Source organism: Paenibacillus sp. FSL H8-0122 (assembly GCF_038005345.1).
GTDB lineage: Bacteria > Bacillota > Bacilli > Paenibacillales > Paenibacillaceae > Paenibacillus_AQ.
This window is the reverse complement of record NZ_JBBOTB010000001.1, coordinates 6,571,882-6,590,155: the sequence shown is the minus strand read 5'-3', so window position 1 is coordinate 6,590,155 and position 18,274 is coordinate 6,571,882. Positions and strand designations below refer to the sequence as shown.

Annotated in this window: 18 protein-coding genes and 2 riboswitches; of the genes, 8 read left to right on the top strand and 10 right to left on the bottom strand. The window is 54.6% G+C overall.

Annotated features, from left to right (window positions below; translation table 11 throughout):
• Positions 1 to 158: 158 nt before the first annotated feature.
• The 4 genes from NSS64_RS28150 to NSS64_RS28135 form a co-directional block, all read right to left on the bottom strand.
• Positions 159 to 650: a C40 family peptidase gene (locus NSS64_RS28150; protein WP_340945692.1), complete on the bottom strand. Its 492-nt coding sequence runs from the start codon at positions 648 to 650 to the stop codon at positions 159 to 161.
• 4 nt (positions 651 to 654) lie between these two features.
• A riboswitch (cyclic di-AMP (ydaO/yuaA leader) is annotated at positions 655 to 797 on the bottom strand.
• A 388-nt stretch (positions 798 to 1,185) separates the two neighbouring features.
• Entirely contained in the window at positions 1,186 to 1,614 is a 429-nt protein-coding gene (locus tag NSS64_RS28145) for a C40 family peptidase (protein WP_340946785.1), read from the bottom strand.
• 57 nt (positions 1,615 to 1,671) lie between these two features.
• Positions 1,672 to 1,810: riboswitch (cyclic di-AMP (ydaO/yuaA leader) on the bottom strand.
• Positions 1,811 to 2,022: 212 nt separating this feature from the next.
• Positions 2,023 to 2,856, bottom strand: a complete 834-nt coding sequence (locus tag NSS64_RS28140) for a hypothetical protein (RefSeq protein ID WP_340945690.1) — start codon at positions 2,854 to 2,856, stop codon at positions 2,023 to 2,025.
• A 9-nt stretch (positions 2,857 to 2,865) separates the two neighbouring features.
• The gene (locus tag NSS64_RS28135) at positions 2,866 to 4,881 is read right to left on the bottom strand and encodes a M1 family aminopeptidase (RefSeq protein ID WP_340945688.1); all 2,016 of its coding nucleotides are present in this window, start codon (positions 4,879 to 4,881) and stop codon (positions 2,866 to 2,868) included.
• Between the two features lie 104 nt (positions 4,882 to 4,985).
• Here NSS64_RS28135 and NSS64_RS28130 point away from each other — a divergent pair, with 104 nt between their 5' ends.
• Complete coding sequence (locus tag NSS64_RS28130; protein ID WP_340945686.1) at positions 4,986 to 5,492, top strand: YwhD family protein; 507 nt, start codon at positions 4,986 to 4,988, stop codon at positions 5,490 to 5,492.
• 94 nt (positions 5,493 to 5,586) lie between these two features.
• Here NSS64_RS28130 and NSS64_RS28125 read toward each other — a convergent pair whose 3' ends face one another.
• The 4 genes from NSS64_RS28125 to NSS64_RS28110 all read right to left on the bottom strand — a co-directional run bounded on the left by NSS64_RS28125 (position 5,587) and on the right by NSS64_RS28110 (position 9,190).
• Positions 5,587 to 6,069: an AbrB/MazE/SpoVT family DNA-binding domain-containing protein gene (locus NSS64_RS28125; RefSeq protein WP_340945684.1), complete on the bottom strand. Its 483-nt coding sequence runs from the start codon at positions 6,067 to 6,069 to the stop codon at positions 5,587 to 5,589.
• A 268-nt stretch (positions 6,070 to 6,337) separates the two neighbouring features.
• On the bottom strand, positions 6,338 to 7,015 hold the full coding sequence (locus NSS64_RS28120; RefSeq protein ID WP_341142281.1) for a DNA-3-methyladenine glycosylase: 678 nt from the start codon (positions 7,013 to 7,015) through the stop codon (positions 6,338 to 6,340).
• Complete coding sequence (locus NSS64_RS28115; RefSeq protein WP_340945678.1) at positions 6,987 to 7,151, bottom strand: hypothetical protein; 165 nt, start codon at positions 7,149 to 7,151, stop codon at positions 6,987 to 6,989. Before NSS64_RS28115 ends, NSS64_RS28120 begins: the two co-directional genes overlap by 29 nt.
• On the bottom strand, positions 7,118 to 9,190 hold the full coding sequence (locus tag NSS64_RS28110) for a transglycosylase domain-containing protein (RefSeq protein ID WP_340945675.1): 2,073 nt from the start codon (positions 9,188 to 9,190) through the stop codon (positions 7,118 to 7,120). Before NSS64_RS28110 ends, NSS64_RS28115 begins: the two co-directional genes overlap by 34 nt.
• 255 nt (positions 9,191 to 9,445) lie before the next feature.
• On the opposite strand from NSS64_RS28110, the gene NSS64_RS28105 reads away from it, so the two are divergent.
• The 5 genes from NSS64_RS28105 (at position 9,446) to argS (ending at position 13,935) form a co-directional block, all read left to right on the top strand.
• Entirely contained in the window at positions 9,446 to 10,303 is an 858-nt protein-coding gene (locus NSS64_RS28105; protein WP_340945672.1) for a carbon-nitrogen hydrolase family protein, read from the top strand.
• A gap of 15 nt (positions 10,304 to 10,318) precedes the next feature.
• Entirely contained in the window at positions 10,319 to 10,987 is a 669-nt protein-coding gene (locus NSS64_RS28100; protein WP_341142280.1) for a GNAT family N-acetyltransferase, read from the top strand.
• 38 nt (positions 10,988 to 11,025) lie between these two features.
• On the top strand, positions 11,026 to 11,694 hold the full coding sequence (locus tag NSS64_RS28095; RefSeq protein WP_341142279.1) for a GNAT family N-acetyltransferase: 669 nt from the start codon (positions 11,026 to 11,028) through the stop codon (positions 11,692 to 11,694).
• 115 nt (positions 11,695 to 11,809) lie between these two features.
• Positions 11,810 to 12,253, top strand: coding sequence for a DUF1934 domain-containing protein (locus NSS64_RS28090; RefSeq protein WP_076084844.1), 444 nt, complete (start codon positions 11,810 to 11,812; stop codon positions 12,251 to 12,253).
• A complete protein-coding gene (gene argS / locus NSS64_RS28085; RefSeq protein ID WP_341142278.1) occupies positions 12,250 to 13,935 on the top strand; it encodes an arginine--tRNA ligase in 1,686 nt (561 codons plus the stop codon). Before NSS64_RS28090 ends, argS begins: the two co-directional genes overlap by 4 nt.
• A gap of 69 nt (positions 13,936 to 14,004) precedes the next feature.
• Here the strand turns inward: argS and NSS64_RS28080 are convergent, their stop codons facing one another.
• Entirely contained in the window at positions 14,005 to 15,249 is a 1,245-nt protein-coding gene (locus NSS64_RS28080) for a S8 family peptidase (RefSeq protein ID WP_341142277.1), read from the bottom strand.
• A gap of 445 nt (positions 15,250 to 15,694) precedes the next feature.
• On the opposite strand from NSS64_RS28080, the gene rpoE reads away from it, so the two are divergent.
• A complete protein-coding gene (gene rpoE, locus NSS64_RS28075) occupies positions 15,695 to 16,258 on the top strand; it encodes a DNA-directed RNA polymerase subunit delta (RefSeq protein ID WP_339312211.1) in 564 nt (187 codons plus the stop codon).
• A 57-nt stretch (positions 16,259 to 16,315) separates the two neighbouring features.
• Here rpoE and NSS64_RS28070 read toward each other — a convergent pair whose 3' ends face one another.
• Positions 16,316 to 16,555, bottom strand: a complete 240-nt coding sequence (locus NSS64_RS28070; RefSeq protein ID WP_340995256.1) for a hypothetical protein — start codon at positions 16,553 to 16,555, stop codon at positions 16,316 to 16,318.
• A gap of 45 nt (positions 16,556 to 16,600) precedes the next feature.
• On the opposite strand from NSS64_RS28070, the gene NSS64_RS28065 reads away from it, so the two are divergent.
• Positions 16,601 to 18,208, top strand: coding sequence for a CTP synthase (locus NSS64_RS28065; protein WP_340945661.1), 1,608 nt, complete (start codon positions 16,601 to 16,603; stop codon positions 18,206 to 18,208).
• The last annotated feature ends 66 nt before the right edge of the window (positions 18,209 to 18,274 follow it).

The following is an 18,274-nucleotide window of genomic DNA, read 5'->3' as shown; positions in this document are numbered from 1 at the left end:
GAAATACAGAAACTTGACAAACGCCAAAATATATTTTCCGAAAGTGCAGAATCGGTGTTTTACAAATATAGAGACGGGTAAGTAATTTTATAGACAAAAAAAGCCCTTCTCCAAGATTTCGGCAAAAATCTCGGAAAAGAGCGTTAGGTTACAAAGGATTATTGTACATCATCGTTGTCTTGGGAATCCGAAGCTACAGTCTTGTAGGCATCTGTACTCATGATTCGCTTGGCGCCAACGTAGCGGTTGACGTAATAGCTGTCACTCAGCGAACTGATGGTTACACCACGTGAGGAAGAGGCATGGGCGAATTCGCCGTCACCAACATAAATACCGACATGGGATACGCCCTTACCGCTTGTATTGAAGAATACAAGATCGCCCGGTCTCATCTCGTCACGGGATACAGCAGAGCCCATCTGATATTGGGAGCCGGATTGATGGGGCAGGTTAATGCCGATCTTATCAAAAACATACATTGTAAATCCGGAGCAATCAAACCCGTTAGTTGATGTACCGCCGGACACGTATTTGGTTCCGATGGCTTTGTCGATCACTTTATCCATTTTGGAATCCGCGAAAGCGCTTCCTGCTCCGATGGTGAAGATAATGGACAAGCTTAGTACTGCGGCTGCTAGCTTCTTCTTCAAAAGTAAATACCCCTTCCAATGCCTACGAGGTTAGCTTAAGGGTTCGGTTGAAGGTCCCCTATGACCCCTCTTAGAATAGGAGGTCAATTCACCCAAAGTGGTTCCCCCGTTTCCCTAATTCATTAGGGAACTCGGCACGACTGTTGATTAGGATTAGCGGTTCATTCAATACATGACAAAACCTTTGTTAAAAGCGATTCAATAATTACAAAAATGTTACTAAAAGATCACTGCGATAATTGTAACAAAGACTAAGGCGCTTGGCAATCACTTATAACATATTAATGCATCTTTTTTGCTGTTTTTTAGAGTTATAGCCCTTTCGAAAGACTCATATCTATGCGCAGGGGTTAATTTATATGATAATTTCTTTATTTTTGCAAGAAAATGCTGTTTCAAGGCTGCGAATTCGGTGTAAAAGGTAGAATAAGGAAAAGGAAAAACCCGGAAATGATTACGGCAATAATCATCCCGGGCTCGTATAAGTTACATTTAGTTGTTAGAGGCTGAAATATTCGGGGTATGCTTCAAGGGTTCAATCGTAAGCGACAGCTTGGTAGGCTGTTGTGCTCATTACTCGTTTGGCGCCAACGTAGCGGTTGGCCCAGTAGGACTGGCTCATCGAACTGATGGTTACACCACGTGAACTTGAGGACTGTGCGAACTTCCCGTTTCCAACATAAATACCGACATGGGACACTCCGTTACCCAGAGTATTGAAGAACACGAGATCACCTGAACGCAGGTTGCTCTTGGATACACTTGTTCCAACTTTGTACTGTGCTTTGGAGGTGCGGGGCAAGGTAAGCCCGACATTCTTGAACACATACTTGGTAAATCCGGAACAGTCGAAGCCGCTGGTGGTTGTGCCTCCGGTTTTATACGACGTTCCAATGGTTTTTGAAATCACAGTATCCATTTTGGAATCTGCGAAGGCACTGCCCGCTCCGAGTGTGAATACCATCACAAGACCCAGCGCTGCTGCGGTGCATTTTTTCTTGAAATTCTGACTAATCAAAAGATGTACTCCTTCCAGGGCCTGCGAGGTTAGCTTAAGGATTCGGTAGAAGGTTCCCCTATGACCCCTCTAAAGCGAGATCAATTCACCCAAAATATGGTTCCCCCACTTCCCGGTGCAGGGAATTCGGCGTTTTGTGCACCAGAACAGTGACTTATCGGCATAGCTTAAATTGCAATAGTTACGGAAGATTTTGCTTGAAAGATTACAACTTTGTTACTACTGGTACAGCCATCATTGTATCAGAGGATTTAGCCTTTTGCAAATGCTTTTGTCCTCCGTTCAAGCAAAAAAGAGTCCTGCTCCCGGATAGAGGGGCTGTGACTCTCTTTAGTATGCCGCTTCAGCAGCTTATTATTGTGGAAATGATTTACTGGACCAGAGGTGGTACTGGGCAGCGATCCCCCACATATTGAACAGCGTGGAGGGCAGCGGAGCTGCCTGGCGGAGCATAAGGGCCGGCAAACCGGGATAGAACAGAGCAGAGGCGCTGCAGAGCAGAATGACGGCCAGGCTTCCCGCCCCCAGAACGATGGATATACCAATGGAAGGCAGCAGCACCTTCAGGCAGATCAGCAGCGAGGAGAACATACCGGTACCTGCGGTATAGCCGAACTGCATATAGAGCAGAAGCTTGCGGACAAGGAAGAGATAGAGCAGCCAGCCCAGTACATAAGGCACCAGCTTGAGCAGGAGCTGTACATCGAGAACGCCGCTGAGCAGATGACGGTACATACGCGGAAGCAGCCAATAGAGCGGCAGGAGGGTTAGCGCCCATTCAACGAGGCTGAACACCAGCACCGGCAGCCCATATTTTCTCATTCCGGGAAAAAAGAACAGTCCCCGCGCTCCGGCGCGCTCCTGGTGAAGCTCGTGCAGCAGCCCTGCACGGATAAAGGGAGTCACCAGCAGCCTTAGCACTGTCAGCGCAAGCAGCATCCACAGCCAGTGCTGGACGGCGGGGTCGGTGCGCAGCGCGGTCTGCCCCTCGATATAATACAGCAGCCTGCCTATTCCGCTGCCGCCGGCGTTCGCATCCGGGTAGCGGAGCAGGACGGGGACAACCGCGCTTTTAATGAATTTGTACAGGAAATATCCCCAGAACAGCCGGTAAATAAATAGCAGGATCAATATATAGAACTGCTCTTTCATGCTGATCCAACCGCGGGCAATTGAGCTTTTCACCATTCCTTCACCTCACCAGACAAGAGTTCCGAGCAGGGTTTCAAGCAGAGTTGATGCACTAAGCGTCCAGCGGGAGAGTGTACGCGGCTCAAGCTCCGCCATTCTGAAATTATTAAGATGCCTGCTCTCCAGCAGAATGGAATGCCCCGGATCAATCTCTGCGGAGACCAGCGGCGCTTTATACGTTAATTCAAAGGAGGTAGCCTTACCCTCGCCATTCCAGTATTGCTGCACCGTGTACCCGTCTGCGAAGGTGAATTTCACGGGAACATCGGGGTACAGGCTGCCCTTATTGCTTACATCGACCACAGCGCTATAGCGGCTCCCCCCGCTGTCGCTGTTGTCTTGTTTAACCGTAAGCCTGATATCGTCAACTGCGAAGTCGGGTGCCCCCCCGCTATAGACATACCGCTCAAAATACGTCTGCCAGGATTGCTTGGTCACTTTCTCCACAACCTTCTGGAAGTCGGCGGTGGTCGGATGCTGGAAGCGGTATTTGCGGGCATAGGCGGCGAGGATGGCGTCCATATTCTTGGTCCCGGCGATGCGTTCGATATCCTTCAGCACCAGCTTGCCCCGGATGTATACATTGCGCGTGTAGGCATCATCTCCGGTGTATTTCCAGGTCTCCAGCTTAAGCGGCTGTGAAGAGGAGACCAGGCTGGACTGCAGCGGGAGGCTGGAGACCACACCGTATTCCTGTTCCATCAGCCGGTCTTCGGCATAAGAGGTGAAGCTCTCATCCAGCCAGGCTTCTTCGAATTCATTGCTGGCCACCAGGCCGTAGAAATATTGGTGCCCGATCTCGTGGATGATCGTGCGCTCCAGGGAGGTGCCCGGTGAAGTGTCCGTGGCGCCGAAGGCGGTAATCAGGGTCGGATACTCCATGCCTCCGGCCCCGTTGCCGGACTCCGGCGGGACAACAATTGATAAGGTGGAGTAGGGATAAGGGCCATACCACTTGCTGAATGCCATCAGTGCAGCCTCAGCCGCCTGGAAGTAACGCTCCTGGAGATGCTTATGCAGCGGGTCCAGATAGAGCTTAATCTTCACCCCGGGCACCTGCGGCGCGGAGAAGGCCTTCTCGGCAACCACGAAATCAGGCGAGGCCGCCCAGGCGAAGTCGTGGACGTCATCTGCATAGAACTGATAGATCTTGCGCCCCTTCACAACCTTGGCGTCTCTCACCGGAAACCCGGTTGCGGCGACCTTATACTCGGGCGGGACAGAAATCGATACATTGTAAATTCCAAAATCACTGTAGAACTCGGAGTTGCCGTGATATTGATGCAGGTTCCAGCCTTCTTCCTTCAGTCCTCTTCTGCCGGCAGGCTCATAGACGCTAATCTTCGGAAACCACTGTCCGGCCATCACGAAGTCGTCAGCGGTTCCCATCCGGGCGAAAATTTTCGGCAGCTTGACCTCGAATTTAAGCCGTACCGTAACGCTCTCACCGCCGTTCACCGGCTGCGGCAGATGGACCTTGAGCAGTGTTCTGTCATTGACATTGCCGTCGTCCGGCTGCACATATTGGGTGCGCTGCATCAGTGAAATGCCCTCGGAGGTCCGCAAATCTGTCAGGGTAATGCTCCCGTAACCCCCTGCAGGCATGGTATCACCGCGAAGCGTGCCCCCGGATTCCTTCATGAAGGTGGTGCCGGCGGATGAGAATGCATTGGGATACAGATGAAAGTAGAGCTCCTGGACCGGCTTTGCGCCCGGATGGGTCCAGGTCAGCGTCTCGGAGGCGACCAGGGTCTCCGCACCCGGCAGGAGCTCCACATCCATGTGATATTCAACCACGCGCTGGCTTAAAGCCTCTGTCTCCGATGTGTAGATCGTATCTGAAAGATCGGACTGCACGGGCTGCTGCCGGGGGATAATGGCGGGGGACTTGGCCTCTTTTGGAACAGAGGCAGTCCATACGGCAGGGCTATGCCCTGACAGAAACCATATTCCGCCTCCAAGCAAGGTGAGGACAGCCAGGACTGCGAAGATGAGGGTATACCTTAATGAATGTGGCTTCATACTATGATTCCTCCCGTGACAAGCATCTACGGGATGTATATGTTTGCAATCGCCGCATTATTAGCTAAAATTAAATAATTAGTGAATGGAAAGGATGTGCACATGTGGATAACGTACAACCGGAGGGCAAAAAACAAATTGCCTTGAATATTGTGAACGCCAGAGCCAAGCATAAGGGCTTCGGTGCAGGCTCGATTGATCTGAACAATGTATCGCCTGTCATTATTGATCAGGGTATCGCCGTTATCGATATCGGTGCCATGCATGCCAAGAGCAAAGTGGAGAAGGGAATCAAGTTCTCTATGAACCGTGAGGATGTCCCGGCGGGAAGACAGGTATGGGTCGTATGGGTGGCTGTGGACCGTACCCCGGAGGGACAGTTCTACGGCGGGATTACCGCCTGTGAGATGTGGATTGACACCGAAGCGCGCCGCGGCTGGAAGATTCTTGCGGATCATGTCAATAAGCTGGATGCGGCCTTGAAGCGCAAGCTTATTCTGGATGGACTTGGAAGCACTGAGCGGGCAGCGCTGAAATCACTGCTGATGGCCCATAATGAAGAGTGGTGGGCCGCTTCGCCTGAGGAGCTGAAAGCTGCGCTATCGGAATAGAAGATCAGGTTATATGCTTCGCCCAAAAATTAAGGCTTGGCCCCGACGGGGCCAAGCCTTATCTGATGTCTAAGCAGGGATGAATGGATAACGGTTACTGCGGATCTGTTCTGCCGGGAGTGTTCAGCTTGCGCTTGAGTTGGCTGACTCTGGCTTGGCTGATGCCGAGAACCTCGGCAAGCTCCTTCTGGTTGGCATACGGATGATCTTCGATCGCTTTCATAAGACGCAGACTCATTTCTTCGGTCTTGCTTCTCCGGCCCCCGCGGGCTGGCTCGGGATGCTCTTCTGCTGAACTTGGGGAGACATGGATGGGTTCTGATCCGCGGTCGGGGTCACTAAGCTCCTTCAGACAGGTGTTGCAAATGAACTGATCCTTATAGTAGGTCACATGATCAAGACTTCTGCAAAAAGTGCATTCTGTGGAGGTGTACTTTCGGAGGACGATGATATCCTCATCCAGTATAAAAAATTCGATAGGATCCCCAATGTCAATATTACGTGTCATGCGGATTTCTACGGGAACCACAATTCTTCCGAGACTGTCTAAGCTTCGGATCATGCCTGTATCTTTCATCCCATGTCCCTCATTTACATCTTTATATTTTTTGTAGATATATATGATTATAGCAGTAATTGTAAGTTTAGAGAACGGGGGAAGCGTATACAAATAGGGGGATTTATTGTCATTTTATAGGAGTGTTTATCATTTTTTGGCGCCTAAGGGTGCGGAGATCAAAATATAGAAGAAAAACCTCTCCGCCTGGAAAGTTCCAAGGGAGAGGCTGATTAGGGTTCTCTTATTAATACCCAATATACCACAGCCGAAACAGCGGTGTAGGCCTTTAGACCAGCCTGTGGGGCTGTGCCTGCGGATCGCTGACCGAGACATAAGGATTGCCCTTCAGATAGAAGCGCCAGGGGCGCCCGGCATACTCTTCCGCATAAGGAATATTGATGCGCGGGGCCTCGACAATATCCAGGGACTCCGGGTCATCCCCCTGCTCGATGCTCAGCGGGCCTTCCGGCAGATCGAACCTGGTATTGTTAAGACTCTTGTCAATCCGCAGCGCCCGGCACAGCTTGCCCGGCCCGCCCGAGAGGTCCGAGGGCTTCCTCACGGCAACTCCTCTATATGCCGTCATAAGCTCGGTATCCCTCTCCGTAAGCGGCTCTACTGCCCGGATCAGAACGGCATGCGGCTCGTCCTGAGCGGCAGTTACGACATTCAGGCAATGGTACATGCCGTAGATCAGGTATACATACACTGCGCCTCCGGCGCTGAACATGACCTCTGTACGGGCGGTCCGGCGGCTGCCATACGCATGGCTGCCTTTATCCTCAGCGCCTCCATAGCTCTCTGTCTCCACAATACGGCAGCGGATGTCCCCGTCTTCTGTGCGGCGGACCAGATGCTGGCCAAGAAGGCGCGGCGCTGCTTCAACTGCCGCGAGCTTATAGAGCTCAGGCTGCAGCAGCTGTGGCGCGTCCGGCTCAAGGCTGCCGGAATGATTCGGCTTCATGAATGGATGACACACCTTCCTGCGGCGGAGTTAGGCGGGCGTACGCCTCTGCCAGTCTCCCCATCGTAACGCAGACAGCGGGGAGCGGCAATCCCCGGTTAGTTAGTTCATCCACCAGCGCTTGATATTGTTCCATAGGGAATGATCTTCCTTGACCGGATCGGCTGGAGCGGAAGGATCGGTGCTTCCGGAAGCACCGGGTTCACCGGAGCTATGCTGGTCACAATATCCGGTAGGCTCTGTGCCGCTGATGAAGGTCTCCAGCTTTTTCTCCGGACAGTCTGCTGTAGCCAGCATGCCGGACAGCGGATCGACATATACGCTGACTACGCCATCGGGAATGGGGAAAATCTTCGGCGGCACATTCTCCAGTGCTTTTTCCGTGAATCCGGCGAAGATAGGTGCTGCCCGTCTGCCGTCGGTGGTCGCAATATCGCGGCCCTTATCGTATCCCACCCAGACGGCGGTTGAGAGCTCAGGCGTGAAGCCGACCATCCATCCGTCGGTATCTGTAGTGCCGGTCTTGCCGGCAACCGGACGCTTGATCATCGAGGCCACCCGGTTCCCGGTGCCTCCGCTCTCGAAGACCCCCTCCATCAGCCGGGTTAACACATAAGCCGCTGCCGGCTCAACCACGGGCTGACCCTCTGGCTGCGGAGCTTCATATAGAAGATGTCCGCCCGCATCCGTGATCTTCAGGACCGCAGTGACCGGCTGCTTCACTCCTCCACTGGCAATCACTGCGAAGGCTGAGGCCATCTCCAGCGGGCTGACAGGCGAGGTTCCCAGCGCCAGCGAAGGAACGCTCTGCAGCGGGCTGTTAATCCCCATGGCGGCCGCCATAGCGGCGACCTTATCTGCCCCGATCTTCATAATAGTATTCACTGCATAGATATTGTCGGACGCGGCAATGGCCTGCCGCATATTAATCTCTCCCAGATATTTATCCCCGAAATTCCGGGGCTGGTACGTCTTGCGGTTGTTATCATAATGGAACAGCGTCGGCTGGCTGTTGAAGACGGACAAGCCGGTCATTTCTTTGGTCGACAGCGCCGCCAAATACATAATCGGCTTAAAGGAAGAGCCGGGCTGGCGCGTCTTCGCCAGCGCATGGTTGAAGGAGCTGGTCCGGTAATTCGTGCCCCCGACCATAGCCTTCACATAGCCGGTGCGGGGATCAACGGAGACCAGGGCCGTCTCCAGCTCGCTGCTGTGGTCCATCCCCTGATCCACCGCCGCTTCCGCAGCCTGCTGCATATCCGGGTCAAGCGTTGTATAGACATTCAGCCCGCCCCGGTCCAGCTCGTCACTGCTGATATGCAGGCTGTCGATCACAAGACTGCGCACATAATCGCGGAAATAGGGTGCAGCCACCGTGGTATCCTTTTGACCCTGAGGACTCAGCTTCAGCTGCTCCTTAGCAGCCTCCTGTGCCTGCGACTCGGTAATATCCCCCGTATCAACCATGGCGGCCAGGATAATGCCTTGACGCTTCAAGGCGCTGTCCAGATGATTATAAGGAGAATAATAGGTGGGTCCCTTGGGCACTCCGGCCAGCAGGGCGCTCTCCGCCAGATCCAGATCTGCGGCAGCTTTACCGAAATACATCCGGGCCGCAGCCTCGATTCCGTAAGCCCCGTGTCCGTAGTAGATTTCATTTAAATACATATTCAGAATTTCATCCTTAGAATATTTCATTTCCAGCTGCAGAGTATATAGCGCTTCCTTGGCCTTGCGGGTCCAGGTCTTCTCATGGGTCAGGTACAGATTGCGGGCGAGCTGCTGGGTTAAGGTGCTGGCCCCTTGCGTGCGTCTGCCCGCCTCCAGATTGGCGAGTACCGCTCTCCCCATGCCTTTGAGATCAAAGCCGATATGATTATAGAATTTCCGGTCCTCCACAGCCAGCGTGGCCTTGATGAGCAGCGGGGAGATCCGGTTAAGCTCAACAGGCTCGCGGCTGCGGCCGTCTGTAGTGAAGGTGGTCATCACATTGCCCCTGGCGTCAAGCAGTCTGGAGCGGACATCATCCCCGAGCGGGGGGAGCGGCTTCTGATATAGGTATCCAAGCAGAGCGCCGGCTGCCAGCAGGAACAGCAGGGCGGAGACGGCCAGCAGCCGAAAGAGCAGGCGGAAGCGGCGTTTGCGGACTTTGGGTGTGGCAGAATCGCGCGTCATGGTATCAGGCTCCTTCGAATTCAAGCAATAACACAGGCTGTCCCCATGAGGGCTGCCGCTGCTTGTATTCCTCATTATGGGAAAGGATGAGAGGAGATATTCACCATTGGCAGAGAAAGCGGAACTTGCCCGACCCGGCGGTATACCGGGGAGTATGCGCCCGCTGCGACTTGTGTGATTTTGTGAACGGTTATGGTAAAATTTTAGATACTTATGAAAATGCATGTAACTATCATGCCCGGGAGGACTGCCGCCATGGCTTTTCGCGTATCTGCTGTACAATATCATCTGCACACCATCTCTTCCTTCGGGGAGTTTGCTGCCGAGTGTGAGCACTATATCAAGACGGCCGGAGAGTACGGGGCCGAATTTATCCTCTTCCCTGAATTTCTTACGACACAGCTGATGTCGATTGGAGGCGAGGACGGGGAGGCGCTGGGGATAGAGGATCTGCCGCAGTTCACAGACCGTTACCTGGAGATGTTCTCCGGGTACGCGGGGAAGTATGCGGTACATATTATTGGGGGGACCCATGTGCTGCGGCGCGGCGGCAAGCTGTATAATGTGGCCCATCTGTTTTATCCGGACGGAAGAATTGCCGAGCAGGCCAAGCTGCATATTACCCCTGCTGAGGTAGAGGGCTGGAATATGGGGGCGGGTGAGGAGCTTCAGGTATTCCAGACAGACCATGGAACCATTGCCATGCTGACCTGCTATGACATTGAATTCCCTGAGATTGTGCGCATGGCCCGGGCCAAGGGTGCAGATGTGATCTTCTGCCCGTCCTGCACGGATGACCGCCACGGCTTCCACCGGGTACGGTATACAAGCCACGCGCGGGCTATCGAGAATCAAGTCTACGTGGTGCTGACCGGCACCGTAGGCTCACTGCCTACGGTTGATCTGATGCGGGCCAACTTCGGCCAGGCGGCGATTATCACACCCAATGATATTCCGTTCCCTCCGCAGGGTCTGCTGGCCGAAGGAGAGATCAACAACGATATGATCATCACCGCCGATCTGGATCTGGAGCTGCTGTACCGCGTCCGGGAACACGGGTCTGTAACTACGTGGCGTGACCGCCGCACCGATCTGTACACCGACTGGACGTAAGGGGGAGACTAACGGATGTATTATAAGAAGTTCTACGCTCTGGACGGCAAGACGCCGGTGCCTGCGGTGATCCGTTCCTATACGGAAGCTGACTTCACCGAGCTGATCACGATTCAGTCCGAGGCGTTCCCGCCGCCTTATCCCGCGGAGCTGTGGTGGAACCGGGAGCAGCTGCTGAATCACGTGACACTTTTTCCGGAAGGGGCCTTATGTGTAGAGGTGGCCGGGGAGCTGGCCGGATCGGTTACCGGATTCCTGATGAATTTCGACCCGGAGGCGCAGGCGCATCATCATACGTGGTCAGAGGTTACGGCAGACGGTTATCTCACTACGCATCAGCCGGGCGGGAACACGCTGTATATCGCTGATTTGTGTGTCCGTCCCGGATACCGCAAGCTGGGTCTGGGCAAGGAGCTGGTCCAGTCGTTATACCATGTGGTCGTGCAGCAGAAGCTGGAGCGGCTGCTGGGAGCGGGCCGGATGCCGGGCTATCACCGGGTGGCCGGGCAGATGACAGCGGAAGAGTATCTGGCCGGGGTTATCGCCGGAAGCTGGTCTGATCCGGTGATTACTTTTCTGCTGCGGTGCGGCCGGTCTCCGGTTCGTGTGGTCGCGGGTTATCTGGAGGACGAGGAATCAGGGAATTACGCAGCGCTGATGGAATGGCGGAATCCTTTTCAATAAATGAATATAGCCTATCGCTTGGAGGAGATCCCTTGACTATGGAATATAGAAGAATTACAGATATTGCCGACCCGTTGTTCAGAGAGGTGCATCAGATGTTGTCGGATGTATTTCCGCCCGAGGAAGTGCTGGAGTACAGCTTGTGGAAGGAGCCGCTTGCCGATCCGGGAATACGCGTGTTCGCTGCGGTGCATGAAGGGAAGGTTGTAGGCACTACGGAATACCGTTACTATGCCGACTGGAATGTAGCGATGACCGATTTCACCATCATTGGCCGGGAAGGGCTGGGCATTGGCCGTTTTCTGGCGCGTCAACGCTTGAAGGACCTGGAGAAGCTGGCGGCTGAGAATCATACGGAGCTGCTGGGGATGTTCGCTGAGATCTATGATCCGTACCGTGTGGGGTATGATTTTGGCGGAATTAAGCCGATGGACCCGTACGTCCGCCGTGAAGTTCTGTCGCATTTGGGCTATAAAAGAATAGATATTCCCTACGTCCACCCTTCCTGGCAGGGAGATGGCGAGGCGGTGTCCGGTCTGGACCTCTGCTTCATGCCCGGAGATGAGGAGCAGGAGAGCATCGCGGCACCGCTGGTGGCCGATTTCCTGACCCGTTATTACGTCGTGCTGGAGGGCAAGCCGGAAGCCTGGACATCGATGATCAGCCAGCTTCGCAGCAGGGAGCGTGTGGCGTTATTGCCGCTGTGAGGGCCAGGGCAGATGAAAAAGCGATTGAAATGCCCTCCTGATCTGGATATAGTGTACAATGGGAAAGCGAATATGACCTCTATGATTACAAGTACGAATAAGCGGGGAACGTGTGATGACTGAAGGACCGCAAGGCAAATACGGCGTTTCGGTAACGCTGGAGAGTGTGCAGGGCACAGAGCGCAGTGTGGTACATGCTGCAGGAGAGGCTATTGCCAAGGGGCAGTCGCTGTACATCATTTATGAAGAGCAGCAGACCGCACCCGAAGGCGCAGCAGTTGTGGTACGCAACACACTGAAGATTTCAGAGGGCAGAATCAAGCTGATCCGCCATGGCGCTGTCCAGTCGGAGCAGTCCTTTGAGCCGGGGCAACCGCTGCCCGGATTCTACCGCTCGCCTTATACACAGTTCAATCTCACCACAGACACGAAGACACTGGACATCAAGCGCGAAGGAAGATCGCTTGCCGTTTCATGGGAATATGATCTCTACGTATACGGGGAAATATCAGGACAGTTCGCTATAAGTTTGAATATACAGGAGGAACCACAATCATGACACAATCTTTAAATCCGCTCCAGCTTGCCCATGAACGGGTGAAGGAGGCCATCGCCGATGCGGTAGTAGCCGCAGGTCTGGTGTCCCGCGAAGAGCTGCCGGCCATTGTGCTGGAAGTACCGAAGGACAAGGCCCATGGAGATATGGCCACCAATGCTGCTATGCAGCTGACCAAGATTGCTAAGCGTAACCCCCGGCAGATCGCCGAGGCGATTATAGAGCATCTGGATACGGGCCGCGCTTCTATTGAGAAGGCGGAGATTGCCGGACCGGGCTTCATTAACTTCACTTTGTCCAAAAGCTATCTCTACCCCGTGATCGCACTTGTGGCCGAGCAGGGTGAAGGTTATGGCCGTGTGAACATAGGCCAGGGCAAGCGTGTAGAAATGGAGTTCGTCAGCGCGAACCCTACCGGCAGCCTTCATCTGGGACATGCCCGCGGCGCTGCGGTCGGCGATGCCCTGTGCAACGTGCTGGATTATGCCGGCTACAACGTGACCCGGGAGTACTACATTAACGATGCCGGCAACCAGGTCGCCAATCTGTGCTTATCCATCGAGACCCGGTACCTGCAGGAGCTGGGCCAGCCGGCCGAGATGCCGGAGGACGGTTATCATGGAGAGGATATCAAGGGCTTCGCCAAGGAGCTGGTGGCGGAGAAGGGCGACTCTCTGCTGGCTATGACACCGGGCGACCGGGCGGCATTCTTCCGTACCTACGGGCTTGCCAAGGAGCTCGACAAAATCAAACGTGACCTCAGCCGGTTCCGGGTCAACTTCGATATCTGGTTCAGTGAAACCTCCCTCTATGAGAACGGAGAAGTGCTGCGTTCGCTGGATGAGCTCCGCGAGCGCGGAGAAGTCTATGAGAAGGAAGGCGCCACCTGGCTTGCGACCACCAAATACGGCGATGATAAAGACCGCGTGCTGATCAAGAACGACGGCACGTATACGTACCTCACACCGGACATCGCCTATCACAGCGACAAATACGGCCGCGGCTACGACACGATGATCAACATCTGGGGAGCCGACCACCACGGCTATATTCCACGGATGAAGGCGGCTATGGCGGCGCTCGGCAATGATCCCGAGAAGCTCGTGGTGCTGATCGCCCAGATGGTCAGCCTGTTCCAGGACGGCGAGAAGGTCAAGATGTCCAAGCGTACCGGCAAAGCCGTGACGATGGAAGACCTGATGGAGGAAGTCGGAATCGACGCGATCCGTTACTTCTTCACCATGCGCAGCATGGATTCGCATCTGGACTTTGACATGGATCTGGCGATTTCGACATCCAATGAGAACCCTGTATTCTATGTACAGTACGCGCATGCGCGGATTTGCAGCATATTCCGCCAAGCGGAGGAGCAGGGGATTGTAGTGCCGGATGCAGCCCAGATTGATTACAGCAAGCTGACTGCCGCACATGAATATGATCTGCTCCGCAAAATCGGTGAACTGCCTGCGGAGATTACCATTGCCGCCGAGGGCTATGCGCCGCACCGGCTGATCCGCTATGTATACGACCTGGCTTCGCTGTTCCACAGCTACTACAAGGCAGAGCGCGTAATCACTGAGGATGCTGCTCAGACGGTAGCCCGCCTTGCCCTGCTGGGCGCTGCACGGACGGCCATTGCCAATGTCCTGCGGCTGGTTGGTGTTACTGCACCGGACCGGATGTAACTATACTTGGAAAGCGCCGCCCCTATTTTCTGGGGGCGGCGTTTTTTGGTCTTGTCATGCTGCTGTACCTTACACCTTTGCCGCCGCAGCGGCCTTCGCCCCGCTGCTGCTTCCGCTGCCAGCGCCGCTGCCACCGGCTGCGCTGCCGCCAGCCCCGTTGCTGGCGCGCCGGGCCCGGATGCCTGCGCGCAGCAGCCGCAGCGCATCGGCCGCCCCGCCGCCCAGCGATGCGCGGCGCTGGCCCTTGCGCAGCCGCACCGGCGAGGCGGTGCGGCGCAAGAGCAGCTTCAGCTCGCGGGGCGACAGCCCCGGCCGCAGCGCGAGCAGCAGGGCCGCGGCACCGGTGACATGGGAGGTCGCCATGGAGGTGCCGCTCATTTCCTTGTACCCCTCCCGCAGCCAGCAGGAGGGGATGCCCTCGCCCGGACCGTACACATCGATGTACGGTCCGCGGTTGCTGAAGGCCGCGACGCGCTGCCTTCTGTCAAGAGCGCCAACGGCAATCGTCTCCGGATAGCGCGCGGGGTAATCCCCGCCGCGCTTGCCGTCGTTGCCGGCGGAAGCGATGATGGCAATCCCGGCCCGGTAGGCCTTGATTACCACATCATGCAGAGCCTTGCTCCGGTTCCTCATCCCGAAGCTCATGTTAATGATGTCGATTTTGTTCTGCACGCACCAATCGATGCCAAGGACAATATCCGACACATAAGCGGAGCCGTTGTGGTCGAAGGCCTTGACCGGATAGAGCAGCGCCCGGGGAGCTACGCCCATCATGTTGCGCGCGCCCCCGGCCGCCGCCAGGGTGCCGGCAATATGCGTGCCGTGGCCGTTGTCATCCAGCGGCATCATGCCGCGGTTCAGCAGGTTGACTCCGGAGGCCAGGGAATGCCTGAGATCAGGATGGCGGAAATCAACGCCCGTATCGATGACGCCGATCTTCACATGAACGCCGGTCGATCTGGACCAGGCCTGCGGAGCGCGGATGGCCCTGATCCCCCAGGGCATCAGGGCGGAACCGCTTTTGTCCGCCAGGGGCGAGTGAACCTTAATCCGGTGGTCTTCTTCTATACAGAGGGAATCCGCATAACGGTCCATCAGCCGCTCTGCTCCGGCGGCGGGCACGAAAAAAGCCCGGATCAGCGTAGAGACCTGAACCTGCCTCAGGCCAGGCTTTTTACTCTTCAGAGATTTCCACTGCGACAATGCGCCGGCATACATGCGGGGGTCGTTGAAGGTCACAATGTGCCGTGGTGCACTTTTGGAGGCAGCCTTCATTTCTTCAAGCAGCATCTGCCAAAATCCGTAATAATCCATAGGTTACGCCGTCCCCTCCTCGGTGCCGTGCTGCCATATTGTATGAAAGGGGGATGGCGTCCGAATGGGAACTTGCCCTTTTTTAACGAAATAGGCTGCCCATCGTGTCAAAAGGCTGGAGTTTACATAAAATAAACAGAGGGAACCGCGAGGCGCCCTGCAACATCCCGTAAGGAGCCGATCCTTGGCGTGGATACAGTCATGCGCGGAGGGGTAACCCCTCCGCCTTTTTGGAATGAAAAGCCCGTCCATGCTCATCCCATTTATTGCCCTGTCCAGGTGGATAAGCCTTCTTCATGCGGAAGCACCGCCAATCCTGTTTCCCTGATCTTGCTGCAATAGACTTGCAATTTACCCGCAAATAGGTTTTACTTAGTTTTGTTAATGGATATCATGAATGAAGCATGATTGAATGTGAACAATGCGTGAGAGGAAGTGTCCTTTAGTGAGTACGCCACTCAATTTAAAGCTGGACCCTGAGAAAGTAAAAGAAATGCCGATGGTAGACCTGGCCTTCCTGGTGCTTAAGGCAGCCAATACGCCTTACTACTACCGTGATCTGATGGTGGAGGTTGCCAAGCTGCGCGGGTTGACCGATCAAGAGAGCCAAGATACGATCGCCCAGCTATATACCGAGATTAATATTGACGGACGTTTTGCCTGTGTCGGAACCAACCTGTGGGGGTTGAAGCGCTGGTACCCGCTCGAACGCTCCGATGACCCTGTCGGCAACACCAAGCGTGTGCGGATCATCAACGACGAAGACGACGATCTGGAAGATGACGACTTCACCGATGAAGAAGAGAATTATGCTGCCGAGGAAGAGGATTTCGATGCGATTGACGAAGATCGCGACGACCTCTATTCCGACGACGACAGCGAAGAGGAAGTTGACGAAGATGTAGTCATCGATGAAGACGACATTGACGAAGACGAATCGGATGATGAAGATTCCGAAGACGGCGAAGAAGACGATGCCGACGATGAGGACGAGGAAGATAAATATTAGAACAGTCTTTGCAGCGCGCAATTCCTCCCTTGACAGGGGCGGGACGCTCAGAGTAAACTATTGCATGGGCTTATAATGAAAGTTAATATTGTTTTCGAAAATAAAAAGTGCCCCGGGTCTACGGGTGTCACTTTTTTGTTTTTTTACAAGATAAGAAGGAATAGGCTTCGCTTCATTTGTATGCCAAGAAGCTGCGGTTTTCCGCGATTCCCAGGCTGCCGGCCTTGAATTTTGGCGGGTGGAAGCAACTTTCGGGTTCCCCGGTTGGATGATGGAAAAAAGGGATACGATAAGCATCAAGCGTCCCCTGAATTTCTGGACTTTATTTAGGAGGGTTTTAGAGTGACAAAGTATATTTTCGTAACGGGTGGCGTTGTGTCTTCCCTTGGCAAAGGCATTACCGCTGCTTCGCTGGGCAGACTGCTCAAGAACAGAGGTCTCAAGGTAACGATCCAGAAATTCGATCCTTACATTAACGTGGACCCGGGAACAATGAGTCCTTATCAGCACGGGGAAGTATTCGTAACCGATGACGGTGCGGAGACCGACCTCGATCTTGGGCATTACGAGCGGTTTATTGACATTAACCTGTCCAAGAACAGCAACGTAACCACAGGCAAAATCTATTCCTCGGTCATCAGCAAAGAACGCCGCGGGGAATACTTAGGGGGAACCGTACAGGTTATCCCGCATATTACGAACGAAATCAAGGAACGCGTCTTCCGTGCAGGCCGTGAGACCGGCTCCGATGTAGTCATTACCGAAATCGGCGGCACCGTGGGCGACATCGAGAGTCTGCCGTTCATGGAAGCCATCCGCCAGATCAAGAGCGACATCGGCCGGGAGAATGTCATGTACATTCACGTAACCCTGATTCCTTATATCAAAGCAGCCGGAGAAGTGAAAACAAAGCCGACCCAGCACAGTGTGAAGGAGCTGCGCAGCATCGGGATTCAGCCCAATGTGATCGTATGCCGTACGGAATATCCGCTCACCGACGATATGAAAGCCAAGCTGGCTCTGTTCTGTGATATTGATGCGAACGCCGTTGTGGAATGCCGCGATGCCGCGACGCTCTATGAAGTGCCGCTGAATCTGCGCGACGAAGGTCTGGATGAGATTGTCGTCAATCATTTGAAGCTGACCACTCCTGCACCGGATATGCGCGAATGGGAGAGCATGCTGGAGCGGATCCAGAAGCTGGAGCGTACCGTTGAGATTGCTATCGTCGGCAAGTATGTGGCGCTGCACGATGCTTACCTGAGCGTGGTTGAATCCTTGTCCCATGCCGGATTTGCCTCCAATGCCGAAGTGAAGCTCCGGTGGGTCGATGCAGAGCTGGTGACGGATGAGAATGTGGATGAGCTGCTGGGCGGCATCGGGGGCATTCTGGTTCCAGGCGGTTTCGGTGACCGGGGAATCGAAGGCAAGATCTCGGCCATCCGCTATGCGCGGGAGCAGTCCATTCCGTTCTTCGGCATTTGCCTGGGAATGCAGGTGTCTGTCATCGAGTATGGCCGTTCCATGCTGGGACTGGCAGGAGCGAACAGCTCCGAGATCGATCCTGCGACTCCGCATCCGCTGATTGACCTTCTGCCAGAGCAGAAGGATATCGAAGATATGGGCGGCACGATGCGCCTCGGCCTGTATCCTTGCAAGCTTTTGCCGGATTCCCTGGCTATGTCCTGCTATGACGATGAGCTGGTCTATGAGCGTCACCGTCACCGGTATGAGTTCAACAATGCTTACCGTGATGAGATGGAGAAGGCAGGTCTGGTTATTTCCGGTACCTCCCCTGACGGACGTCTGGTGGAGATTGTCGAGCTGCCGGGTCACCCGTGGTTCCTGTCCGTGCAATTTCACCCGGAATTCACCTCCCGTCCGAACCGTCCGCAGCCGCTGTTCCGTGAATTTGTCAAAGCCTCGCTTACACATTCCGAGCAAATGTAACTATAGAATGAATAGGCCAGACAGGCCTGTGGGAGCTCCCGGTTCGGGGGCTTTCTTTTTGACAAA

Bases quoted from the DNA above. Each gene is read 5' to 3' on its own strand.
- NSS64_RS28070 (WP_340995256.1), bottom strand. From the start codon at position 16,555: ATGCTTATCGTATCCCTTTTTTCCATCATCCAACCGGGGAACCCGAAA.
- argS (WP_341142278.1), top strand. From the start codon at position 12,250: ATGACACAATCTTTAAATCCGCTCCAGCTTGCCCATGAACGGGTGAAG.
- NSS64_RS28110 (WP_340945675.1), bottom strand. From the start codon at position 9,190: ATGACGCGCGATTCTGCCACACCCAAAGTCCGCAAACGCCGCTTCCGC.
- NSS64_RS28095 (WP_341142279.1), top strand. From the start codon at position 11,026: ATGGAATATAGAAGAATTACAGATATTGCCGACCCGTTGTTCAGAGAG.
- NSS64_RS28100 (WP_341142280.1), top strand. From the start codon at position 10,319: ATGTATTATAAGAAGTTCTACGCTCTGGACGGCAAGACGCCGGTGCCT.
- NSS64_RS28090 (WP_076084844.1), top strand. From the start codon at position 11,810: ATGACTGAAGGACCGCAAGGCAAATACGGCGTTTCGGTAACGCTGGAG.
- NSS64_RS28115 (WP_340945678.1), bottom strand. From the start codon at position 7,151: ATGGAACAATATCAAGCGCTGGTGGATGAACTAACTAACCGGGGATTG.
- NSS64_RS28135 (WP_340945688.1), bottom strand. From the start codon at position 4,881: ATGAAGCCACATTCATTAAGGTATACCCTCATCTTCGCAGTCCTGGCT.
- NSS64_RS28080 (WP_341142277.1), bottom strand. From the start codon at position 15,249: ATGGATTATTACGGATTTTGGCAGATGCTGCTTGAAGAAATGAAGGCT.
- NSS64_RS28125 (WP_340945684.1), bottom strand. From the start codon at position 6,069: ATGAAAGATACAGGCATGATCCGAAGCTTAGACAGTCTCGGAAGAATT.
- NSS64_RS28145 (WP_340946785.1), bottom strand. From the start codon at position 1,614: ATGGTATTCACACTCGGAGCGGGCAGTGCCTTCGCAGATTCCAAAATG.
- NSS64_RS28120 (WP_341142281.1), bottom strand. From the start codon at position 7,015: ATGAAGCCGAATCATTCCGGCAGCCTTGAGCCGGACGCGCCACAGCTG.
- NSS64_RS28105 (WP_340945672.1), top strand. From the start codon at position 9,446: ATGGCTTTTCGCGTATCTGCTGTACAATATCATCTGCACACCATCTCT.
- NSS64_RS28140 (WP_340945690.1), bottom strand. From the start codon at position 2,856: ATGGTGAAAAGCTCAATTGCCCGCGGTTGGATCAGCATGAAAGAGCAG.